The organism is Acinetobacter sp. F-1, assembly GCF_022869025.1.
In the GTDB taxonomy this organism is placed as follows: Bacteria; Pseudomonadota; Gammaproteobacteria; order Pseudomonadales; family Moraxellaceae; genus Acinetobacter; species Acinetobacter pseudolwoffii.
The window spans coordinates 324,700-346,020 of record NZ_JAJKFX010000002.1 but is presented as its reverse complement, the minus strand read 5'-3'; the positions used below and the strand labels follow the sequence as shown (position 1 = coordinate 346,020).

The window sequence follows — 21,321 nt, the reverse complement described above, 5'->3', positions numbered from 1 at the left end:
TCGATGAGTCAGAGCAATTCGACGAGCAAGATGGCTGATCAGATTAGCCAGCAGGAACTTCAGCATCTGATTACGGTATCGACCGGATTTATTGATGCCTATATTATTGACTGTCATGGCAAAGATCCGATGTTATTGCCACAAAACATTGTGCTGTCAGCGCTGGACAGCAATACCCAGGTCAAGACAGTGGAATGGCATGAAGCACAATTGCCAGTCTATGCCATCAATGAGCCTTCACGTCAACATGGCGTGGCATTGGTGATTGAAGGTGATGAGATCAATCAGCGTTTTGCCCTAATGTGCAATGAAATGCCGAAAACCATCCGGATTCGTATTTCTGAAGTGGTCGATGTCGATCAGCCGGTGAATGACTCTGCAATTTTCCAATATGTACGAATGAATGAACAGCTGTTCCATATTCCGAATATGACGAATATTCAGGCTACAATCGGGCTGTAATGCAAACTATCAAATATCAAAAAGGAACTCCATGGAGTTCCTTTTTTATTGCGTTATGAATTTACTTAATTGGCGAGTAAATTTACCAAAATCTGTTCATAAATTTCAGCCAGTGGCTCCAGATCGGCAATATCAACATGCTCATTGATCTGATGAATGGTGGCATTCAATACGCCAAGTTCCAGTACCTGTGCGCCTGTAGGTGCAATAAAGCGGCCATCCGAGGTTCCACCAGAAGTAGAAAGCTCGGTTTCAGTGCCTGTGACATTTAGAATAGCGGTTTTAGCTGCATTGACCAGCTCGCCGACCGGGGTCAGAAATGGCAAGCCAGATAAAGTCCAGGAAATATCATAATCCACACCGTGACGATCCAGAATTTCCACAGTACGTGCTTTAAGTTCTTCGGCAGTCACTTCAGTTGAATAACGGAAGTTAAATAGCAGATTCATGCTACCCGGAACAACATTGGTTGCGCCTGTACCTGAATTGATATTGGAAATCTGGAAAGTGGTTGCCGGGAAATATTCATTGCCATGGTCCCAGACGGTGTCACACAGCTCGGCAATCGCTTTAGAGGCGCTATGAATCGGGTTTACTGCCAGATGCGGATATGCCACATGACCTTGTTTGCCTGTTACCGTGAGATTGGCATTTAAAGAACCGCGACGGCCATTCTTGACAATATCCCCCAGTTTATGGGTACTTGACGGTTCACCGACCAGACACCAGGTAATTTTTTCATTACGCGCTTCCAGGGTTTCAATGACCTTGACTGTACCATTAATTGATGGGCCTTCCTCATCTGACGTAATCAGGTAAGCAATTGAACCTTTATGATTTGGGTATTTTTCTACAAAACGTTCTGTCGCTACGATCATAGCTGCCAAAGCCGTTTTCATGTCGGCACTGCCACGACCATAAAGTTTACCTTCACGGATTTCGGGTAGAAATGGGTCTGAGTTCCAGTCATCCAGGTTGCCCGTTGGCACCACATCGGTATGGCCAGCGAAACAGAAGACCGGACCTTCTGTGCCTTTGCGTGCCCAGATATTATCGACATCTTCAAAACGCATGGATTCAATATTGAAACCAATCTTTTTTAAACGTTCCGCCATAATATTCTGGCAGTCATGATCAATGGGGGTGACAGAAGGCTGACGTAATAGTTGCAGGCTTAAATCGAGAGTAGCGGAAGAGCTCATGCGGTTTTCAACAGTCGATAATTTTCTCGGCTCTATAATAGGCGAATATCGGCTTGAATGTGAACGATCGATATAAAAAAACCCTATCTGAGATAGGGTTCTATGAGCATTTAAGAAAAAACTAGTTTTGACGGATTTCGTCAGAGGTTTTTTCAGCAGTATTGGTTACCGCATCGCCCGCCTTAGACACGTCTTTGCCCATACCTTTTACGGTGTTACAGCCAGTTAATACAAAAGCCATCATTAATGAAGCAGCAAGAATTTTTTTCATCATCATCTCCGTATAATCAATAATAAAATTATTATGATGTGGAACTTAGAGTAGAAAATATACGCACTAAAAAATATGTGGTTTTCATAGTGCTTCGGTTAATAAATGTAATGCTTTATAGGGGCTTATGTGATGGATACTGGCTTAGTACCGGTTGGCGATACATATAGAAGTCATTGCGATCGATTTTTTTATAGAGACCATCCGTCCACCAGGTCGCAGTCAAACTGCTTGGCTGGGCTTGCGGATAAATCCATTCATGCCGTTGCAGGCGATAGAACGCATCTTGTGCAGCAGGAATATGCTGTCCCCATAGACCTAGGCGACGCTCGGTATTGATCCAGGTGGGAATAGGCTGGTCAGCATGATGGGTCGGCAGATACAACTGTCCCTTCATCACACAAAAACGTTTTTGAATAGAATGTGCTAAAGCTTCATCAAATTGGAACTGTTTTTGTGTGAAATGGTTCATTTTTCTGATTAAGGTATCGGTGCGGTTCAGGCCGTACCAATGCGGCAGACTAAAATCTGCTTCGGCCAGATAATATTTCAGGGCAATTTCCCAGTGTTCAACCAGTCCGGTATCGGTATTAAGGACTAGGAAATCCAGTTCACCCAAGGTTTTTGCACCCTCAATTTGCTGAATACTATGACCGAGTAGCTGATAGGGATGATAAGCATCGTCGAGTAACCAGAACCAGACCAGCATTTCAAAGCGTAGCCCCAAACGCGTGCTTTTCAGTTGCTGCACAAATTCGATTAATTCTTCTGGATGCTGATCGAGAAATTCCAAACGTGGATGATACTGGCTAAGATATTGCTGCCAAGTCTGGCTGTCATGCAGCTCAAAGCGATGTATGAGTTCAAGCTCCTCGGGAATACCGGACAGGATATTCGGACTGCCGACAGCAAATGCCAGTTGCCGTACCAGAGGATGTTGATAACGATGCCATGCTTCTACAAGATTTTGGTTTAAACTGGAAAAAGACATGGTATAACCTGTGAAAAGTGCAGAAATACAACGGACAGTATCGGAAAACGCTTTATACTACCTGAATTCTGCGGTTAGGGTTGATGTATGAAAGTGTTGTTTTGGCGGAGTCTGGTGGTGCTGTTTGTGATCCTGGGCTTTATCGGTGCAATCCTGCCGGGTATGCCAACAACGGTCTTTTTGATTCTGGCTGCTTGGGCGGCATCTAAAGGTTGGCCACAAATGGATAACTGGTTATTGAACCATCCCAAATATGGCTCGACTTTAAGAGATTGGCGGGCGCATGGTACTGTACCGCGTAAGGCCAAATGGCTGGCCAGTATCATGATGCTGATCAGCGGGATTATCATGCTGTTTACTACCGCACCCTTGGCAGTAAAAGCCTTTACCAATATCACCATGCTGATTGTGGCCATCTGGTTATGGCGACGTCCTGAACCGGATCAGGTGATGCTTCATAAAGAAACGATTCATACTGAAAAAACAGAGATAAAGTTAAAGAAAACAGAGTCAAATAAAGTAGATTCAGAGAATAACAAGTCATGAGTACCTTGCATCTGGATCAAGCAGATATCCTGATTGATCTCGCCCAACAAAAGCTGTATTTGCCACGTCTAAACAAGCAATATCTGATTTCCACTGGTAAAAATGGCATTGGTGAAACTGAAAATAGTGGCAAGACCCCACGTGGCTGGCACAAGATCGCTGAAAAGTTTGGTCAGAATGCACCTTTAAACAGTGTATTTATTGCACGTCAGGCGACGGGTGAAATTTATGATGCTGAATTGGCAGCAGAGTTTCCACAACGTGACTGGATCTTGACCCGTATTTTATGGTTGAGTGGGCTTGAAGCCGGTTTTAATCAAGGCGAGGGCTACGATACCTATCAACGTTATATCTATATTCATGGTACGCCAGAAACAGAAATGATGGGAGAGCCGCTTTCTCATGGCTGTATTCGTATGCATAATCTGGAGGTCGCTGAACTCTTTGACCTGGTGGGTGAGAATGCTTTGGTGTATATCTCGGAACATGCATTAGATTCAAAAATGCTGAAGGGTGTGCATACTGAATAATGAATCGATCTTTAATGTCATGTGAAAATGATTTTGTTTTTACGGGCGGGATGAGATGATTTAATACAGTTTAAGACATTTATTAATCTGATCCAGATCCTATTTTTACAGCATGAAACGGGTTGAATCATCGTCTAAAGCTAAACTTTATCGCTATTTTTCACATAAAAATAAATGACAGTTGAAAGATTACATGAACACAACGCCGAGTAATTTTAAAGCTTTGTATAATTCTTGATCGGAACTAAAGCATACTGCCTGAGTGAGTCTGAAATCTCGCAAGAGAAGACAGGAAATTTTGTTGTGATTTTCATTTTGGAAATTAAAAAATTTCGGTAGAGACTTAAAAAATAAACAAAAAGTGTTGTTTTTTTTAACAAACAACCTATTTTTTAATCACTCACACCTAAAAAGTGGAAAACATTCCGAAAAGCGTTTGACAGGCTGTGCAGATTCTCTATAATGCACCCATCAAACGATGATAGACGTTTAGAAAGGGCGCTTAGCTCAGTTGGTAGAGCGTCTGCCTTACAAGCAGAATGTCGGCGGTTCGATCCCGTCAGCGCCCACCAAGCTCTTTCATGTTGAGACCTTATAGTTGCAGCGGTAGTTCAGTTGGTTAGAATACCGGCCTGTCACGCCGGGGGTCGCGGGTTCGAGCCCCGTCCGCTGCGCCACTTTAAGATCTTGATTCTCGTTTGCCACAATAGCGACATTGTGTAAATGCAGCGGTAGTTCAGTTGGTTAGAATATCGGCCTGTCACGCCGAGGGTCGCGGGTTCGAGTCCCGTCCGCTGCGCCATTTATACAATAGACCTTTTGAGGGCGCTTAGCTCAGTTGGTAGAGCGTCTGCCTTACAAGCAGAATGTCGGCGGTTCGATCCCGTCAGCGCCCACCATAATCTTTTGCGATGCAGCGGTAGTTCAGTTGGTTAGAATACCGGCCTGTCACGCCGGGGGTCGCGGGTTCGAGCCCCGTCCGCTGCGCCATTTCAAAAGGAATTAAATTTAGGTCCCTGAGCTTAAATTTGATTAAACTAAAGATTGACACTCTTTATCAGGGCGCTTAGCTCAGTTGGTAGAGCGTCTGCCTTACAAGCAGAATGTCGGCGGTTCGATCCCGTCAGCGCCCACCAGATTCTTACGATGCAGCGGTAGTTCAGTTGGTTAGAATACCGGCCTGTCACGCCGGGGGTCGCGGGTTCGAGCCCCGTCCGCTGCGCCATCCTAAGATGAGAAGCTTGGATTCCTGAGATCTGAGTGTTCAATATACCAAGACATTCCTTGTCTTGCGTCATTAAAAACAACGCTGTTGTTTTTCTCAGGGCGCTTAGCTCAGTTGGTAGAGCGTCTGCCTTACAAGCAGAATGTCGGCGGTTCGATCCCGTCAGCGCCCACCATATCTTTCTTGCCTAAACACTGAACATTTCATAGAATTTGAAGTCTATAATAATTTGAAGGTTTCACGACGATGAGAAATCCATATCAGCGCAAGGCAGCGACCAAATCTCAAACTACATACGACCCCCAACACCTTTATAAACAGTATATTGAATCGATTGTCGCGAATGCCGGCATTTTTGCGCTTTATCAGGATGGCTGGGCTTTGTGTGCGACCCCTACTGGACAGCGTGCATTTGCTTGCTGGCACAGTAAAGGTCTGGCTCGTCTGCTGATTAAAGACAATTGGGTGAATTACGATATTCAGGAAATTGGTCTCAAGGATTTTGTAGAGAAAGTGATTCCGTTTTTACGTCAGGAAAGTACCATTGTGTCTCTTGATCTGACGCCAGAAGGGCAGAATATTCTGGTGGCACCGGAAAAATTATTACTGGATATCAAAAATTATCTGTATCAGATCTATGTGCAAAAGCCGGAACTTTTTAAAAATCCGGATATGCCTTTGCCAAGACACATTCGTTTAAATTAATTTTCTTGTTGTTAAGCAGCTTGTTTATTGGAACAGTGAATATTCATTCAGCAGCCAGCCATTAATCAACGCAAAATATTCACGTAGCCATGAATGGTAGCGAGCATTCTGAGGAGTGCGGGCACTCAGACTGATCACTTGCTGATAGCCCTGATGTCTGGCAATGGCACGGGCACGCGGGCTATGAAAATCGTTGGTCACAATCACAATAGGCTCATTTCGATCAATATTCTGTTGTTGCAAGATCGCCTGAGAATATTGCAGGTTCTGTTGGGTGCTTCTGCTTTGATCTTCTAAGCGAATCGGGTTTTTGAGCTGCGGATAGGTCATATGAATATAATGTTGCATGACTTCAGCTTCGCTTTGTCTTTCCCGGAAATTTCGTCCCCCGGTCATAATCATCAACGTATCTGGATATTGTTCTGCATATTTTGCTGCAGTATCCAGACGATTTTTTAAGATGGGTGAGGGTTGACCCTGGTTAATCCCACTACCTAATACCAGAATCGCTGTAGCCGGTTGTGCAGGAATATTCGAGTTGATCGACATCTGGATATAAGCGAAAAAAATCGCAACACTGATCATCCAGAGTAAAAATCCGCCCCAGAGACTGTTCCAGAACAATGTTCTGAGTCGAGAATTTTGTTTCCAGCGCTGAATAGATGAAAAAAGCAGGGCATACAGGATCAGTGCCACACCAATGATGATAGACAGCATGATACCAAAATGCCTTTGATCCTGATTCAGTAACCAGACGCTATTGATACAGAGGATCAAGCCAAAGATCAGACTGAGACTTCGTTTAAGTTGATTGAGCATCCAAGTTTCCTTTTTTCTTATTCATATTTTTATTATTACTTTTGTATTTTCAAAAACCGGGCTATTGCGCCCGGTTTTTAGTATATCAGTTCATCTTAATATACATCACGGCGATAACGGCCATCCAGACGTAATTGATCGAGCAGCGTTTCACCAAGTATCTCGGTCAGGGCCTGATCGACATCACTGGCCATGCCATTGATGCTACCACAGACATAAATCACTGCGCCTTGGGCAACCCAGGTTTTCAGCTCTTCAGCCTGTTCCCGTAATTTATGATGCACATAGACTTTTTCCTGCTGGTCACGAGAGAACGCAAGATCCAGCCGTTTCAGGGTTCCCATTTGCAACCAGGCCTGAATGGTTTCTGCAAAGAAAAAATCATGTTCACGCTGACGTTCACCGAAGATCAGCCAGTTTTGGGTGTATTCCTGACGGTTACGGGAGCTGAGCAGACTCATTAAACCAGCAATACCGGTACCATTCCCAATACAAATGATCGGACGGTTATCATCAATCAGGTGGAACGATTCGTTGCTGCGAATGCGTAGCGCAATCGGTGCATTGAGTGCGGCATGCTGGGTTAACCAGCCTGAACCCAGACCTAGATTTCCATTCGCATCAGCTTGCTGACGTACCACCAGACGCAGGACTTGCTGACTTGGAATGCTGGCAATCGAGTATTCACGTGATGCCAAAGCCGGTAATTGCTTGAGGAGCTGATCCATTGAATCAAAAGGTTCTGCCTGAGTCAGATCACGATCCCAAAGCGCGCGCTCAATGCTTTGCTGCATAGAAGGCACTTGTGTGCCGGCAGCAATATTGTGTTGTTGCATAAATGCCTGAATACGTTCCGGACTGTTAGCTGGCTGAATCTCGGCAATATCACCTGCTTGCCAGATTGCTTCATGCTCAGGAATCAGTTCGATATTAAAGGCAGGAGCACCCAGACTACCTGGATTGAGGATTTCACGTTGAGTCAGTGTCCACTGATCAAAGGTTTTATCGATACCCATGGCTTGCAGTTCAAGGCGAGTTACTTGTGCCAGTGCAGTATTCCATTGCTGGATGTGCTCATTATTGGCATTATCCACTTCAATGGTAGTGAATAACTGCTGGGCACCATTTTGCTGCAACCACTGGTCAATACGGTGACCAAAACTGCAATAGCTATCCGGATATTCTTGAGAACCGAGCGCCAACACCGCATAATTTAAATGCCGCAAATCAGCTTTGCCAGACAGGATTTTTTTCTCAAAAGAAGAGGCCAGATCAGGTGCTTCACCTGTGCCATAAGTACTGGCAACAAATAATACCTGCTCAGTTTGCTGTAAATCGGCAAGCGTCAGTTGTTGTACCGCTTTTACTGTTGCCGGTTGACGTGCTTCCTGCAGGGCAGTTGCTGTACGCCAAGCCAGTTGTTCTGAGACACCTGTTTGTGATGCATAAGCAATTAGCCAAGGTTTGGCATTTTCATCTAAGTCAACTGGAGTGACACCCTGACGCGCTGCCAGCGTTAAGTGCTTCTGTTTACGACGTTTCAGATACAGCATCCAGCCTGTCACAAAGAATAATGGCATTAACAAGGCTGCGACCATGGCAAAGAACTGGTAGATCGGGCCGAAGAAGCTGCCACGATGCACCGGTAACATGCTGCTCATGATCTTTTCATTGAGCTTTTTATCTTCATAGAGCTCAACTTCTGTAAATTCGGCTGTCTGGTAATTATAAGTGGCACTGTTCCGCGCACGTTCATGTTGGGCAACCGGATCGACAAAGCTGAGCTGCATGCTGCCGTCGGGTTTTTTGGGAAGATTAAAGGTTACTGTGGAATATTTATCTGAAAATTCAGTATTAAAGCCAGTCCAGCTCAAATCTAGCGCGCGGCTAATCTGTTCTGGATTCATGCCTTCTTCGCGTCCTTCACCACGTGGGCCGCGTTCGCCACCTTGACGTCCTTCACCACGATTATTGCCCGCATTGGCTTGCATGGTAGGCTGTGGACGTTCAACGCCGAGAACTTTAAACATCCCGCTACGCCACCAGTCATAGGACCAGTACAGGCCGGTACAAGCCAGAATCAGGTAGAAAATCACCACCCAGGTTCCCACAACAGCATGCAGATCCCAGATAAAATTACGGCCTTTCAGCTTGGGTTTTACAAAGAACCATTGCTTGATCGAATGACGCTTTGGCCAGCGCAGGTAAAGACCGGACAAGACGAAAAAGATCAGCATTAAAGTACAAGCACCGGTAATCTGTTTGCCGACCGGGCCAACCGTTAAATTACGATGCAGTTGCTGAATAAACTGGAAAAATTCCCGACCCTTAATTTCAGGCAAAACTTCGGCAGTATAGGGATTGATCAGGATGTTATGACCACGCCGTGCTCCCTCTTTGGCAATATTTACAGTACTTGAAGCACTTGGATCTTGTGCCACGCTAATACTGTTAATCTTCATCTCTGGAGTGGTATTTTGAAAATGCTGATACAGCTGAGCAGGCGTAAGTTTGTCACCTTGCTGAACCTGAACCGTATAACTGTCGTTATTTATCCATTTTAAGATTTGTTGTTCATAGGAATAAATTGCGCCAGTGACGCCCATCAAAGAGAGGATTAAACCTGCTGTAATCCCCAGAAACCAGTGGATTTGGAAAAATGTTTTTTTAAACATGGTCGTCAGATTAAGGGTGAGCTTTATAAAAGTGGCCAAATTATAACTGAACTTTAATACTGAATTATAGGTGTTGAGGATAATATTTATTCTCATTATCATTTATTGTTTTAGGATTAAAAAAACCTCCATGCCGGGGCAGGAGGTTTTTTGTTGAAACGTGTACAAGTTTAGATTTGTTTGGCTGCGCCAACTTCTGCTTCTAGATGCTTACGAATCGTGTTAAAAGAAAAGTTTTTGCTGTCCAGACGTTTAGGCAGGATATAAGCACCTTGCTGGCCTTTTACCTTGAAATTGACCAACATGAATTCTGGTGTGTTGTACCATTCATAAATGTCTTTCCAGCTGATCGCACCCACACCTTCCTGCATGCCCATTTTCTGACGCATGATGATACCGTGCGGTTGTACGCCCAGACGAACACCTTTGATTTCCTGTACCGGAAATTCGTTCATCTTGCGTTTAACATACCATTCCAGACCAAAGGTACGGATCAGGTAATACAACACCACACAGGCAATCGCCACCCAGCAGAACACGGTTGAATAGTTCTTGAGAAGCAGAAGGCCCAGAATAGAAAGTGCAACAACAGCACCCATGATCAGCCATGCTTTCATGCCAATTTTATTGGTACTACGCCAGATCACCAGCTGAGCATGACGCTGCTCGGCTTCTGAAATTTCATAGTTCACAGGCTGTAGGGTATAAGCGTATAAATTTTTCGCGGTCATAGTGAAACTAGCAGATTTAAAACTGTAAAAAGTTTAGCATTAATTGTACCAATTCAGTGAGTATATTGTTCCAAAATCATCCAAATTATAATGAACCGAGTTCTGTTGCCTGTTCATCACGCTCATGACTCAAACTTTGTTTCAATTGGCTCAACTGGTTTAAAATACTGAACATTAAAGACAGCTGCTGCAAAATGATCAGAGATTTCTGATCTTGTTCCTGATCATGTGACAGGCGCTGACGAATATGGACGATCATATTTTGCGCCCTTAAATCGGGCGTTTCGTCTCGTAATAATGCACCGCGAATGTTCTCTAATGCATTATCCAGTAAATTCAGAATGTCCTGATCCTCAATTCTTCCCCGGTGCGCACCCAGCGCGGCGATATAACTGATAAAGGTATGGTTCAGACACAGGAACTCAAAGGCCAGCGATTTTTGTACCGGATCAATATCCGGTTCAGTGGCCAGGGTCGAAATGAGTGAAGCCACCTCGGCATCGGTATTGTGGGCAGCACGGCGCACAATCCGATATTTCAGGCCATTATTACGCCCCGATTTATATTGCTCGATCACTTCACTTAAATAGTCCGCTTCTGCCTGCAAGCTGCGTTTGATACTGCGCGGCAAACGTCGGAACTTCCAGTCCGGGAAAATAAAGCTGACCCCGAACCAGGCAATGGCACAGCCAATCAGGGTATCAATCATCCGCGGGATAGCCGCAGCAAAGCCCATACCATCCAGATTGAAGTTGATCAAGGCAAGAATCGTGATAAAGGCCGTGGCTTGGGCATACTGTTTACTACGCAATTCAAAGAACAAGATCCCGCTGAACACCAGCAGTAATAATTGTCCTTCGACAGAAGGTACAAAATATAAAATGGCATAACCGAAAATAATACCGACCAAGGTACCGACAATCCGCAGACGTAAACGCCGCTTGGTGGCGTTAAAGTTTGGCTGGCTGACAAACAATGCAGTTAATAAAATCCAGTAACCATATTCAATATTGCTGACCTGTACAAAGATATAGCTGATCAGCAGCACAATCGACAGGCGGATGGCATGCCGGAACAGCACCGATTCTGGAGTGAGATGCTGTTTAATTCGAACCTTGATGTCATCCCAGCCTTTCAGGTCATCATCTCTGAGCTGGTTTTCGATATGTTTAAAGCGCTCGGCTTTGATACTTTGCTCGGTTTCCAGGTTACGTAACTGGGCATCAATCGATTTCAGGTTCTGAAATAGTGAAAATAAGGCATTAATCCAGACCTGATCATAATGCTGATCCTGACGTAATTTCTCCAGAGACAGCCGAAGATTGTCAAAAGCATGCTTGAAGCGTTTGTTATGTACATAAGGCTTGCGCAGCAGCAAACTTTCGCTCAGGTCCTTGCAGGCTTTGCCCTGAATCGACATGATGCGCTGAAAGCGGAACAAGATGTCGCTGTGCTGGAAAATCTTGGCCAGTTTCTGATAATCAATATGGGCTGAATCGGCACGTTCATGAATATCCTGCGCCACAAAATAATATTGCAGACTGCGACGGGTATCTTTTTGCCCACGGTCGCCTTTTAGACGGGTCAAGAGCGCCGTTTTCATTTCGTTAAAAATGGCAATCAGTTTGCCATTTTCAAGAGAAAGATCAATCATGCTCTGCTGATAACTGGTCGGGGTCATGTCCACATCAAACAGATTGGACTTGGCATATAAAAAGTCACCAAGCGAAGCATAAGAGGTGGCAAGCTTGTCTTGTGCCAACCGGGCAGGGAAGACCAGGAAACTGAGTGTCGACAGAATGCCGTACCACATCGCACCGATGACCAGCAAGCCGGCCTGCTTATACCATTCATCGAACAGTTCGACACCCAGCATGGCATAGACGGAAACCACCAGACAGCCATAAGAAATTGTGGCATAGCGCCTGCCAAGGGAGCCAAGCAGAATCAGGCCAATACAAGAAACAATCAAGGCCAAGGCGAACAGCGGCGGATAAGGATAGAGCAGATAAACGCCAACCGCAGTAATAAAGAAACCCATGTAGGTATATAGCAGATTGAGAATACGCACCGAAAAGCGGTCATCAATATCGCTTAAACCGGCTGCGACCACACCTAAAGTCAGGGGAATCGTCATCAATTGTTGCCCCATAAAATAGGGAACAAAGGCGGTACCTGCAAATGCCGTCATCATACGCAGGTTATACATCAAGGTCGTATTATAGGTGGTTTGCTTGAGACGAGTGAGCCAAGATTTCAAAAGTCGTCCTTTATACTGCAGTCTTACAGATGAATCTGAATATGCCAATGAAAAATAGTAGGTTTATAAAATTTCATTTCAAGCTAAATCATACTATGCACTGTGTTAACTTGTCTGCATATTAGCGCTTTAAATCTTCATGCTTATGCCATCGAATAAAATCGTACAACCACCTTATGCCATGTCCTGGATTGTTTTGCTAGCGGCGCTGAGTGCGCTCGGGCCTTTATCCATTGATATGTATCTTTCTGCCTTGCCGGCGATGGCAGCAGATTTTGGCGTCAGTACCCAAATGGTTTCCAATAGCCTGCCGGCTTACTTCTTCGGTCTGGCTGTGGGGCAACTGATTTATGGGCCGATCAGTGACCGGATTGGGCGTAAACCACCGCTGTATTTTGGGCTGTGTTTATACATTGTGGCAAGTCTGCTGTGTGTGTTTGCACAGGATGAATGGAGTCTGATCGCTGCACGGATTCTGCAGGCCTTGGGTGGTTGTGTCGGGGTAGTCATGGCCCGTGCGGCCATTCGTGATCGTCTGGATATGCATTCAGCAGCTCAGGCTTTTGCCAGCATGATGATTGTGACCGCGATTGCACCCATTCTCGCGCCGAGTCTGGGGGCCTGGGTGTTGATGTTTTATGAATGGAATGTGATTTTTTTGGTGCTGATGGGCTGCGGTCTGCTGAGTCTGGCCTGTGTACATTTTCTCTTTAAAGAAACTCTGGAACCAGAACGCCGTCTCAAGCTGAACGTTCAACAGGTTCTAAGTTTGTACCGTAGCATTTTTCAGGATCAAAGCTTTCGACATCCGCTTTATGCCGGCTGTTTTTCCAGTGCGGTGATGTTCTGTTATATCAGTGCATCTTCGGCCATTTTGATGGATCGTTATCAACTGACTGAGCAGCAGTTTGCCTATGCCTTTGGTGCCAATGCTGTCGGGATCATGTTATTTTCGACCTTGAATAAACGTCTGGCTGGGCGTTTCTCGATATTGCAACGCCTTAAAATCGGCATTGTTCTACAGTTAGTGGGTGTTTTCGTTTTAGTATTGCTTGGCTATCTGGATGTAGATTCTATTGCATTGGTCTTGCTGGGCATGTTTGTCGTGGTGGCGTCGATCGGTTTTACTGGCCCGAATGCTATGGCATTGGCTATGGCGAAGCAGGGTGCACGTGCAGGAACTGCTAGCGCGATTATGGGCAGTATGCAATTTGTCTGTGGCTTATTGGGCGGGCTTTTACTAAATTTTCTGGTTTGGAATGCTTTATTAAATATGGCATTGATTATGCTGGTTTTTGTTTGTATTGCCGTCTGGGCAATTTGTCAACTTGAGCTGCCAGTATTCAAACATGAATAAATGCCTGATCTGGCTCTGGCCAGATAAAATCTAAAGATCTGAAAATAAGGCCAAGTCGATAGACTCAGCCTTGATTCAATCACTCATCAATAAATACAGCGAATTCTTCTACCGGGACACGCGGCGTAATAAAGCTGTTAATGATCTGCTCTGGATCGGCATAGCCCAAGGCCATGCCACAGACCAGTTCTTCATGTTCAGGTGCACCGACCAGATCGAGTACGATGGGATGGAAATGATTCCAGGCGGCCTGCGGGCAAGTATCCAGACCGCGGGCTTTTGCTGCAATCATGACATTCTGGATCATCATCGAAATATCCATTTTCGAACCAATGGCCAAAGAGCGATGTACGGTAAAAAACAGTCCCACCGGTGCATCAAATAATTCAAAATTACGCAGCTGCTGCCGTGCCATTTTTTCTTTTTCGCCTTTTTGAATATTCAGCAAACCATATAAGCCCCAACCATTTTCACGACGACGTTCAATAAACGGCGAGAGCCATTGTTCAGGATAATAGGCAAAGGTTTCTTGGTATTGTTCCGCCAGCTCGGGATTGGCATAGATTTGCATTTGGGCCTGACAGACGCGTTCTACCAGTTCATCGCGTTTTTTACCTGTCACAACATAGACTTTCCAAGGTTGGGTATTGGTGCCCGAAGGTGCGCGGCTGGCCACAGTTAAAATCTGTTTCAAGATGTCTGTACTGACCGGCGTATTTAAAAAAGCGCGCACCGAATGGCGAGAGGTGATCGTTTGATCTACAGCATGAACAAGTTTTTGATCCATTTTGATGTCCAATCGAATATCCATATGAAGTTTTGAATGACTATAAACTAAACAAACAGTAGGGTGGACAGAAAAATTAAATCCTTGGCCCGAATGGAAAAAGTATTTATCAGTGAAACAAAAGATTGATATCTAGCTTGATGTTTTAAATAGCCTCAGTCAAATAGCTAGGGCATTGGTTAAAAAGCTTTGATGAAATTAAAAATTAGCTTAAAACTCGGATGCTTGAGCCATTTGAGCATAACAATTGCCTGCACAGATGAAGTGGATTGGGATAGAAAACCACATTAATTTCATTGAAATTTCTTGGTTTGATAAAGTTTTAAGTAAGAGATTAATATTTTTTTTCGATAACTAGAGAGTTTGACCCTCATCTAAAAACCCTAGACTAATAATTATTTTTTATAGATTGATTAACTATTCTTAATAAAAAACAATAAAACTTTATACAAAGAAACAGCATAATATGCAGCTTTTCATCTTAATCCATGCGCTTTGGGAAAATTCAAGGTCGGCATGCACAAGATTTATTTTAAATAACGCTATTCCAAGTGGCTTGAATTAAGCTAGTCAGGTTAAAAGCGCTCACTAAACCTTGGTGTTTTTTGAGAAGTAGAACACAGTCTTATAGATCTGACTCTCCTGTTAAATTTGTATGCTTATACCATTCATTGACAGCAATAGAGCTTAAATCAAAGCTGTATTTTGGCTTTTATAAATCTCTCATTTGTTGAATATGATCGTGATGATGATATTCATAAGTTTGAAAGAGATGGTGGATCATTTTGTTATTTTAAAAGCATTAGATGAGGTCAGAATATTTTAGGTCGAAATCGATGAGAGATCTAAAGCTCGGTATCTCTGCATCACTTTTAGAATGATAAAAAATCAACATTATCTTGGGCAAAAAATTATGGATTTTACTTTTAACGCATTTTATACCTTGATTGCCGCAGTTATTGTTTTGTTACTCGGCCGATTCCTGGTTAATAAAATCGATTTTTTAAAGCGCTACAATATTCCTGAGCCGGTCGCGGGCGGTTTGGTTGCGGCGATCATCTCATTGCTGGTGCATTCATTGTGGGGATATAGCATCACCACCAGTGCAGAATTACAAACCAGCTTTATGCTGATTTTCTTTGCTTCGATTGGTCTGAGTGCCAACTTTTCCAAGTTGCGTGAAGGCGGGATCGGTCTGGTTATTTTCCTGTTTGCTGTTTCGGCTTTCATTATTTTGCAAAATGCAGTCGGCATGAGTCTGGCCACCTTGCTCGGTATTGACCCATTGATTGGCCTGATTGCAGGTTCAATTACCTTAACCGGTGGTCATGGTACTGCAGGTGCATGGGGCGAGATTTTTGAGGTTGAACATGGCATTCAGGGGGCGCTTGCACTGGGGATGGCCAGTGCTACTTTTGGTCTGATTATCGGTGGGATTATTGGTGGTCCTTTAGCAAAATTGCTGATTAACCGTCATAATCTCGCAATTGCACGTACGGATCAACAAATCGAAAAGCGTGATAGCACGCCAATGGATATCAACTCGACCGAATATATTCCATTTGAATATCCGCATCAGGTGCGTTTAATTACCGCAGATAATGCAATCACGACTTTGGGTCTATTTGCAGGCTGTTTGGCTTTTGCAGAGTTTATGACGGGTTTCAGTAAAGGTACTGCATTTGAACTGCCAACATTCGTGTGGGCATTGGCGGGTGGTGTCATCCTGCGTAATGTACTGGAAGGTATTTTCAAAGTTCAGATTTTCGATCGTGCGATTGATGTGTTCGGTAATGCTTCATTGTCGCTGTACTTGGCGATGGCATTGTTATCATTGAAATTATGGCAATTGGCTGACCTTGCAGGACCACTGATGGTAATTCTGGGTGCACAGACCATCACCATGGCTTTGTATGCCGGTTTTGTAACTTTCCGCCTGATGGGCAAGAACTATGATGCTGCGGTACTTGCAGCAGGTCATTGTGGTTTCGGTATGGGTGCAACTCCAACAGCGGTTGCCAATATGCAGGCGATTACCAATATGTATGGTGCGTCGCATAAGGCCTTCCTGATCGTTCCATTATGTGGGGCGTTCTTCGTTGACTTAATCAATGCTACTGTTATTCAGATGATTTTGAAGTTTTTTGCATAATTTTTATGCCTGATACGATGAGTCATAGGCTCATAAGGATGTGACATGAATGATCAGTTAAATGAAACCTTACTCGGCTGGATTAATGCCCTGAATGGCCCTTTATGGGACTTTCTAGTGGTGTTTCTGGTCGCAGTCGGTATTTTCTATACGATCATGACCGGTGCAGTACAAATTCGTTTGTTCTGGCACAGCATGAAAGTCATGAAAAATAGCCGTGGCAAGGTTCAGGATACACACGGGATTACCCCGTTTCAGGCCTTTGTCACTGGTCTTGCAAGCCGGGTCGGGGTGGGCAATGTCGCGGGTGTGGCAATTGCCATTGCGATTGGCGGGCCGGGCGCGGTGTTCTGGATGTGGGTTACTGCATTTCTAGGTATGAGCTCTGCTTTGGTGGAATCCTCATTGGCGCAATTGTTTAAGGTGCGCGATCATAAAAACCAGCAATTCCGTGGTGGCCCCGCGTATTACATTACTCAGGGGCTAAAACAGAAATGGCTCGGGATTGTCTTTGCAATTGCATTGATCACGACCTATGGTTTTGTGTTTAATGCGGTTCAGGCCAATGCCATTACCGGTGCAACATCACACGCATGGGGCTGGGATCAGGCCAATATCATTTTGCCTTTAGGCGGATTGGATTTTGAAGTTTCCTGGATTGGGCTAGTCTTAGTATTTATTACAGCTACAATCATTTTTGGCGGTATTAAACGTATCGCCAAAGTGGCAGAAAAGGTAGTGCCCTTTATGGCGCTACTGTATCTGGCGGTGGCCTTGTATATTGCCGTGATCAACTACGATGTCTTGCCCTCCATTTTTCAGCTGATTTTCAGTAAAGCCTTTGAGTTTGAAGCTGCCGCGGGTGGTTTCTTTGGTGCCATGATCTCTATGGCCATGATGATGGGGATCAAACGCGGTCTGTTCTCTAACGAAGCCGGGATGGGTTCAGCACCGAACGCTGCCGCAGCCTCTGATGTGAAGCATCCGGTCAATCAGGGTCTGGTACAAATGCTCGGAGTATTTGTAGATACCTTTGTGGTGTGTTCATGTACTGCGATTATTATTCTGGTCTCGGGCCTGTATGAAAATGCCGGTTTTGAAGGCGTGACCCTGACTCAGATGGCGCTGGAAAGCCAGATTGGTGCCTGGGGTGATGATTTCTTGGCCTTGATCCTGTTCCTATTTGCCTATTCTTCGATTATTGGTAACTATGCCTATGCCGAAGGAAATGTTCAGTTCATTAATAACAATCGCCGGGTCATGCTGATCTTCCGGATTTTTGTGTTGATCATGGTCTATTTCGGTTCTGTCGCCAGTGTGCCATTGATCTGGAATATGGCAGACCTGTTTATGGGCATCATGGCAAGTATTAACTTGATTGCGATTCTGTTGCTGATGCCATTCTTGCTCATGCTACTCAAAGACTATACCGGTCAGTTGAAGCGTGGCGTGAAAGAACCTGAGTTTAAACTGGATAATCATCCTAAGTTTAAAGACAAGGTCAAATCTGATATCTGGTAACCCTGCAAAGCAAAAAGCCCTGATCGTTCAGGGCTTTTTTATGGCTGGAGTATTTTAAAAGAAATTCAAATAACTTTGATAAAGGATAAAACCCAGAATCAGGCTGCACCAGACTGGTAATTTTGAACGGAGTAAAGCAATCATTACCACAACGAACAGCAGGTCGGAGATACTGTTAAAATAACGTTGTGACAGATTCAGGAGCAAAGCCAGTAACAAACCCACTACCGCTGCATTAATTCCCATCACGGCCTGATGAATCAGCCGTTGCTGCAGCAGCCATGACCAGTAGGGCAAGGTGGCAAAGATCAGAAAAAATGAGGGTAAAAAGATTGCACAGGTCGCTAAAAGTACATTCAGCCAGAGATAGGGCGTCCACGGCAGCACAGCGCCAATATAACTAGCAAAACTGAATAGTGGCCCGGGCATGAGCTGGGCAAATGCATAGCCAAGATCAAAAGATTGCGCATTCACTATGCCAGTCGCGACAAAATCCTGATGGAGTAAGGGCAAAATCACATGACCACCACCAAAAACCAGCGAACCGGTCTGATAAAAATCACTCAGGAATTGTAGGCCCGACCCATTCGATAGTTTATCCGCTAGGGGCAGCAGCAAAAATGGCAAGATAAATGCCAGCAGCCAGTAGGGTGCAGCAGCAGATTGCAGATAAGGCGAGCTGATTTCAGTACTGTCACTGTCTTTGGGCTTGTTCGGATTTAATCTGGAAGAATATCCCATCAACATTCCACAAATTGCGCCGAGGATGATGACGAGAATCTGGTTATAACTCACCGAAATTACCGTCAATAATATGACAGACAGCAGCAGGACTGCATATTGCCAGGCCGTTTTACAGCAGCCTTGCAGCATCTGCCAGAATGCCCAGGCAATAACAGAAAATACAATGAGCTGAATGGTATGAAAGCTATTTGAGTTTAGAATATGAACATAGTGTTGACCCAGTAGCGCGACACCAGTCATGAGTATGATCGAGGGCAGGGTGAATCCCAGCCATGCCATCAATGCACCTAGATAACCACGTTGCAGATATCCGATAGACAAACCTACCTGACTACTGCTCGGACCCGGTAAAAGCTGCGCCAAAGCCACCAGTTGACTGTATTGGGTATCATTGAGCCATTGTAGTTGCATCACAAATTTGCGGTGAAAAAATACCAGATGTGCGGCTGGCCCGCCAAATGAAATACAGCCCAGTTGCAGGAAAATCAGAAAAATCCGGTACAGTGAAATGACTGACATAGCATGAAGGGGAAAATGAAGACAAACTACCCGAACTGTATGACAATTTTACGAAATTCTACAGATTATTTAAGCAGGTGTTTATACACTATGCTGCTTTAAGTTAATGAGGACATTCTCTACATGCAGAAATATGTGTTGAGTATTGTGGCACTGGGTGCATTCGGCCTGAGTGGTTGTCAAACCACACCGATGACAGTCCAGTCAGCTACCAATCATCTACAACCTGCTGCGCAACGTGGAGAAGCTCAGGCACGTCCGAATCAAATTGATTTTGAAAAGATCAAGCAAACTGAACAGCGTCCGGTCATTGCTCTCGTTTTAGGCAGTGGTGGTGCGCGTGGCTATGCACATATCGGTGCGCTCGAAGTACTGGAACAGGCCGGTATCCGTCCGGATTTTATTGTTGGAACCAGTGCGGGCAGCATCGTCGGATCTATTTATGCCAGTGGTAAACCGGCGATTGAGCTGCGCAATATTGCCTTGAGCATGCGAGCAACCGATGTACGCGATATCAAACTGGATCGAAAAGGTTTTTTTGATGGCAAAAAAGTAGAAGACTATGTCAATTTACAAGTCGATCAAACTCCACTAGAAGCCATGAAAATCCCGATGTTTGTGGTGGCCACAGCACTAAAAGAAGGCAAGAAAGTCGTTTTTAATTATGGCAATACTGGACAGGCAGTACGTGCTTCAGTGTCGATTCCGAGTATGTTTATTCCAACAATAATTGAAGAAAAAGAATATGTCGATGGCGGACTGGTCAGTCCGGTACCGGTGAATGTGGCACGTGAGCTGGGAGCAGATATTGTGATTGCGGTCGATATTTTGGCACAGCCCATTCATACGGAAACCAGTAATGTCTGGGGACTGTTTAACCAGAATATTAATATTATGCAGCAACACTTGGCACAAGAAGAATTAAAGCATGCCGATGTGGTGATCCAGCCCGATTTACGGGAAAAAGGACATATCTTTGATGTACGTGGCAGAGAATTAACCATGCAGGCCGGCATTGATGCTGCACAGTTAAAACTGATGGATATTTCTCTCGCTTATCAAAAATATAATTATGCTCGCGGCCATCATATTCCGCTCTTTGTGGCTCAGGAACAGCAGCAGCCCTAAAGCATATTGCGGTTAAATTTTTTTGTTCATTTTTTATGAGATCGAACCAGGTAGGCAAAGCTATTGCATCCCTATGCTTTCCAGATTCTGATCTTAACACTGGCTGATCGTTATAAAAGATTAAATCATTGTTTCTGCATATGAATTGGCCAGAATTTTCAGGAGAGATAAACTTTATTTTGACTATAAGTTGTTGAATTATAAATTATATTTTTTTGGGAATAAGTGTTGCTTTTCTAAGTCGAAATTTTAATATTATTATTCCTATACTTAAGTTGATCAAATATTTAAATATTGTTCATGACAGAATGTGCTTTGAAAGATTAATGAATAGATGTAACGACAATGAATCAGATTAAAATTGGACATCAGGTCAAGTTGGCACAATTTGAACACTATATTTTTACAGTGACAGCTGCACATCCGGATGGTTCTTTCACGGTCACTACCACACTGGATGGTCAGCAAATTCTCAGCTATGAAAATGTCGCCCAGGAAATGTTAAGACCACTCATGCGCTAAATCAGTAATGATTTATCCAGCATCTTGAATTATTTTTTGCAAAATGAGAGCGGCCCGAAAAAAACTTGAGCTGGGTAAGCAGACGCTTTAGATCAATAAGTGTTTATTTGTTTGGAACTTAGCTTATTGCTGAGCCTTGAGATTTGTTAAATATATTTTTTTCTGTATGAGTGC

18 protein-coding genes and 8 tRNA genes are annotated in these 21,321 nt (G+C 44.2%); 17 read left to right on the top strand and 9 right to left on the bottom strand.

Going from position 1 to position 21,321, the window contains the following annotated elements; all coding sequences use genetic code 11:
• Positions 1-3: 3 nt before the first annotated feature.
• A complete protein-coding gene (locus tag LOZ91_RS03630) occupies positions 4-462 on the top strand; it encodes a hypothetical protein (protein ID WP_074383437.1) in 459 nt (152 codons plus the stop codon).
• 65 nt (positions 463-527) lie between these two features.
• On the opposite strand, the gene dapE is transcribed toward LOZ91_RS03630, so the two are convergent.
• The 3 genes from dapE to LOZ91_RS03615 all read right to left on the bottom strand — a co-directional run bounded on the left by dapE (position 528) and on the right by LOZ91_RS03615 (position 2,926).
• Complete coding sequence (gene dapE, locus LOZ91_RS03625) at positions 528-1,664, bottom strand: succinyl-diaminopimelate desuccinylase (RefSeq protein ID WP_005169709.1); 1,137 nt, start codon at positions 1,662-1,664, stop codon at positions 528-530.
• A gap of 121 nt (positions 1,665-1,785) precedes the next feature.
• A complete protein-coding gene (locus LOZ91_RS03620) occupies positions 1,786-1,938 on the bottom strand; it encodes an entericidin A/B family lipoprotein (protein WP_004280704.1) in 153 nt (50 codons plus the stop codon).
• A gap of 112 nt (positions 1,939-2,050) precedes the next feature.
• Positions 2,051-2,926 carry a DUF1853 family protein gene (locus LOZ91_RS03615; protein WP_005097841.1) on the bottom strand — a complete coding sequence of 292 codons (876 nt, stop codon included), beginning with the start codon at positions 2,924-2,926 and terminating at the stop codon, positions 2,051-2,053.
• A gap of 87 nt (positions 2,927-3,013) precedes the next feature.
• On the opposite strand from LOZ91_RS03615, the gene LOZ91_RS03610 reads away from it, so the two are divergent.
• From LOZ91_RS03610 to LOZ91_RS03560, 11 genes are all read left to right on the top strand, one after another.
• Positions 3,014-3,472: a YbaN family protein gene (locus tag LOZ91_RS03610; RefSeq protein WP_244782661.1), complete on the top strand. Its 459-nt coding sequence runs from the start codon at positions 3,014-3,016 to the stop codon at positions 3,470-3,472.
• The gene (elsL, locus tag LOZ91_RS03605) at positions 3,469-4,002 is read left to right on the top strand and encodes a cell wall-recycling L,D-carboxypeptidase ElsL (protein ID WP_244782660.1); all 534 of its coding nucleotides are present in this window, start codon (positions 3,469-3,471) and stop codon (positions 4,000-4,002) included. Before LOZ91_RS03610 ends, elsL begins: the two co-directional genes overlap by 4 nt.
• Before the next feature lie 496 nt (positions 4,003-4,498).
• Positions 4,499-4,574, top strand: a tRNA-Val gene (locus tag LOZ91_RS03600).
• Positions 4,575-4,602: 28 nt separating this feature from the next.
• A tRNA-Asp gene (locus tag LOZ91_RS03595) sits at positions 4,603-4,679 on the top strand.
• A gap of 48 nt (positions 4,680-4,727) precedes the next feature.
• Positions 4,728-4,804 (top strand) — tRNA-Asp (locus LOZ91_RS03590).
• Between the two features lie 21 nt (positions 4,805-4,825).
• Positions 4,826-4,901: transfer RNA gene (locus LOZ91_RS03585), tRNA-Val, on the top strand.
• Between the two features lie 14 nt (positions 4,902-4,915).
• Positions 4,916-4,992 (top strand) — tRNA-Asp (locus tag LOZ91_RS03580).
• Between the two features lie 70 nt (positions 4,993-5,062).
• Positions 5,063-5,138, top strand: a tRNA-Val gene (locus tag LOZ91_RS03575).
• A 12-nt stretch (positions 5,139-5,150) separates the two neighbouring features.
• Positions 5,151-5,227 (top strand) — tRNA-Asp (locus tag LOZ91_RS03570).
• Between the two features lie 99 nt (positions 5,228-5,326).
• Positions 5,327-5,402, top strand: a tRNA-Val gene (locus LOZ91_RS03565).
• Between the two features lie 71 nt (positions 5,403-5,473).
• Positions 5,474-5,932 (top strand): DUF2750 domain-containing protein, encoded by a 459-nt coding sequence (locus LOZ91_RS03560; RefSeq protein ID WP_005097833.1) that lies wholly within the window; start codon positions 5,474-5,476, stop codon positions 5,930-5,932.
• Positions 5,933-5,956: 24 nt separating this feature from the next.
• Here LOZ91_RS03560 and LOZ91_RS03555 read toward each other — a convergent pair whose 3' ends face one another.
• From LOZ91_RS03555 to yccS, 4 genes are all read right to left on the bottom strand, one after another.
• A complete protein-coding gene (locus LOZ91_RS03555) occupies positions 5,957-6,751 on the bottom strand; it encodes a YdcF family protein (RefSeq protein WP_244782659.1) in 795 nt (264 codons plus the stop codon).
• A gap of 95 nt (positions 6,752-6,846) precedes the next feature.
• Complete coding sequence (locus LOZ91_RS03550) at positions 6,847-9,426, bottom strand: sulfite reductase flavoprotein subunit alpha (RefSeq protein ID WP_244782658.1); 2,580 nt, start codon at positions 9,424-9,426, stop codon at positions 6,847-6,849.
• Positions 9,427-9,596: 170 nt separating this feature from the next.
• Positions 9,597-10,157, bottom strand: a complete 561-nt coding sequence (locus tag LOZ91_RS03545; RefSeq protein ID WP_005169724.1) for a YcxB family protein — start codon at positions 10,155-10,157, stop codon at positions 9,597-9,599.
• Positions 10,158-10,242: 85 nt separating this feature from the next.
• Positions 10,243-12,417: a YccS family putative transporter gene (yccS, locus tag LOZ91_RS03540; RefSeq protein ID WP_074383432.1), complete on the bottom strand. Its 2,175-nt coding sequence runs from the start codon at positions 12,415-12,417 to the stop codon at positions 10,243-10,245.
• 139 nt (positions 12,418-12,556) lie between these two features.
• Between yccS and LOZ91_RS03535 the strand changes: the two genes are divergently transcribed.
• Positions 12,557-13,774, top strand: a complete 1,218-nt coding sequence (locus LOZ91_RS03535) for a multidrug effflux MFS transporter (RefSeq protein WP_100355565.1) — start codon at positions 12,557-12,559, stop codon at positions 13,772-13,774.
• A gap of 79 nt (positions 13,775-13,853) precedes the next feature.
• Here LOZ91_RS03535 and LOZ91_RS03530 read toward each other — a convergent pair whose 3' ends face one another.
• Positions 13,854-14,561, bottom strand: coding sequence for a nitroreductase (locus LOZ91_RS03530; RefSeq protein ID WP_005097826.1), 708 nt, complete (start codon positions 14,559-14,561; stop codon positions 13,854-13,856).
• A gap of 913 nt (positions 14,562-15,474) precedes the next feature.
• Between LOZ91_RS03530 and gltS the strand changes: the two genes are divergently transcribed.
• Both gltS and LOZ91_RS03520 read left to right on the top strand, forming a co-directional pair.
• Positions 15,475-16,713, top strand: coding sequence for a sodium/glutamate symporter (gltS, locus tag LOZ91_RS03525; protein ID WP_100355594.1), 1,239 nt, complete (start codon positions 15,475-15,477; stop codon positions 16,711-16,713).
• 45 nt (positions 16,714-16,758) lie between these two features.
• Positions 16,759-18,234, top strand: a complete 1,476-nt coding sequence (locus LOZ91_RS03520; protein WP_244782657.1) for an alanine/glycine:cation symporter family protein — start codon at positions 16,759-16,761, stop codon at positions 18,232-18,234.
• Positions 18,235-18,288: 54 nt separating this feature from the next.
• Here LOZ91_RS03520 and chrA read toward each other — a convergent pair whose 3' ends face one another.
• On the bottom strand, positions 18,289-19,497 hold the full coding sequence (gene chrA / locus LOZ91_RS03515) for a chromate efflux transporter (protein ID WP_180185794.1): 1,209 nt from the start codon (positions 19,495-19,497) through the stop codon (positions 18,289-18,291).
• Between the two features lie 123 nt (positions 19,498-19,620).
• Between chrA and LOZ91_RS03510 the strand changes: the two genes are divergently transcribed.
• On the top strand, positions 19,621-20,625 hold the full coding sequence (locus LOZ91_RS03510; RefSeq protein WP_005169741.1) for a patatin-like phospholipase family protein: 1,005 nt from the start codon (positions 19,621-19,623) through the stop codon (positions 20,623-20,625).
• A gap of 345 nt (positions 20,626-20,970) precedes the next feature.
• The gene (locus LOZ91_RS03505) at positions 20,971-21,147 is read left to right on the top strand and encodes a hypothetical protein (protein ID WP_167381266.1); all 177 of its coding nucleotides are present in this window, start codon (positions 20,971-20,973) and stop codon (positions 21,145-21,147) included.
• The last annotated feature ends 174 nt before the right edge of the window (positions 21,148-21,321 follow it).

What these genes read in the sequence shown, in the direction of transcription:
- LOZ91_RS03630 (WP_074383437.1), top strand. Translation starts at nt 4, where the DNA reads ATGAGTCAGAGCAATTCGACGAGCAAGATGGCTGATCAGATTAGCCAG.
- dapE (WP_005169709.1), bottom strand. Translation starts at nt 1,664, where the DNA reads ATGAGCTCTTCCGCTACTCTCGATTTAAGCCTGCAACTATTACGTCAG.
- LOZ91_RS03620 (WP_004280704.1), bottom strand. Translation starts at nt 1,938, where the DNA reads ATGATGAAAAAAATTCTTGCTGCTTCATTAATGATGGCTTTTGTATTA.
- LOZ91_RS03615 (WP_005097841.1), bottom strand. Translation starts at nt 2,926, where the DNA reads ATGTCTTTTTCCAGTTTAAACCAAAATCTTGTAGAAGCATGGCATCGT.
- LOZ91_RS03610 (WP_244782661.1), top strand. Translation starts at nt 3,014, where the DNA reads ATGAAAGTGTTGTTTTGGCGGAGTCTGGTGGTGCTGTTTGTGATCCTG.
- elsL (WP_244782660.1), top strand. Translation starts at nt 3,469, where the DNA reads ATGAGTACCTTGCATCTGGATCAAGCAGATATCCTGATTGATCTCGCC.
- LOZ91_RS03560 (WP_005097833.1), top strand. Translation starts at nt 5,474, where the DNA reads ATGAGAAATCCATATCAGCGCAAGGCAGCGACCAAATCTCAAACTACA.
- LOZ91_RS03555 (WP_244782659.1), bottom strand. Translation starts at nt 6,751, where the DNA reads ATGCTCAATCAACTTAAACGAAGTCTCAGTCTGATCTTTGGCTTGATC.
- LOZ91_RS03550 (WP_244782658.1), bottom strand. Translation starts at nt 9,426, where the DNA reads ATGTTTAAAAAAACATTTTTCCAAATCCACTGGTTTCTGGGGATTACA.
- LOZ91_RS03545 (WP_005169724.1), bottom strand. Translation starts at nt 10,157, where the DNA reads ATGACCGCGAAAAATTTATACGCTTATACCCTACAGCCTGTGAACTAT.
- LOZ91_RS03535 (WP_100355565.1), top strand. Translation starts at nt 12,557, where the DNA reads ATGCTTATGCCATCGAATAAAATCGTACAACCACCTTATGCCATGTCC.
- LOZ91_RS03530 (WP_005097826.1), bottom strand. Translation starts at nt 14,561, where the DNA reads ATGGATCAAAAACTTGTTCATGCTGTAGATCAAACGATCACCTCTCGC.
- gltS (WP_100355594.1), top strand. Translation starts at nt 15,475, where the DNA reads ATGGATTTTACTTTTAACGCATTTTATACCTTGATTGCCGCAGTTATT.
- LOZ91_RS03520 (WP_244782657.1), top strand. Translation starts at nt 16,759, where the DNA reads ATGAATGATCAGTTAAATGAAACCTTACTCGGCTGGATTAATGCCCTG.
- chrA (WP_180185794.1), bottom strand. Translation starts at nt 19,497, where the DNA reads ATGTCAGTCATTTCACTGTACCGGATTTTTCTGATTTTCCTGCAACTG.
- LOZ91_RS03510 (WP_005169741.1), top strand. Translation starts at nt 19,621, where the DNA reads ATGCAGAAATATGTGTTGAGTATTGTGGCACTGGGTGCATTCGGCCTG.
- LOZ91_RS03505 (WP_167381266.1), top strand. Translation starts at nt 20,971, where the DNA reads ATGAATCAGATTAAAATTGGACATCAGGTCAAGTTGGCACAATTTGAA.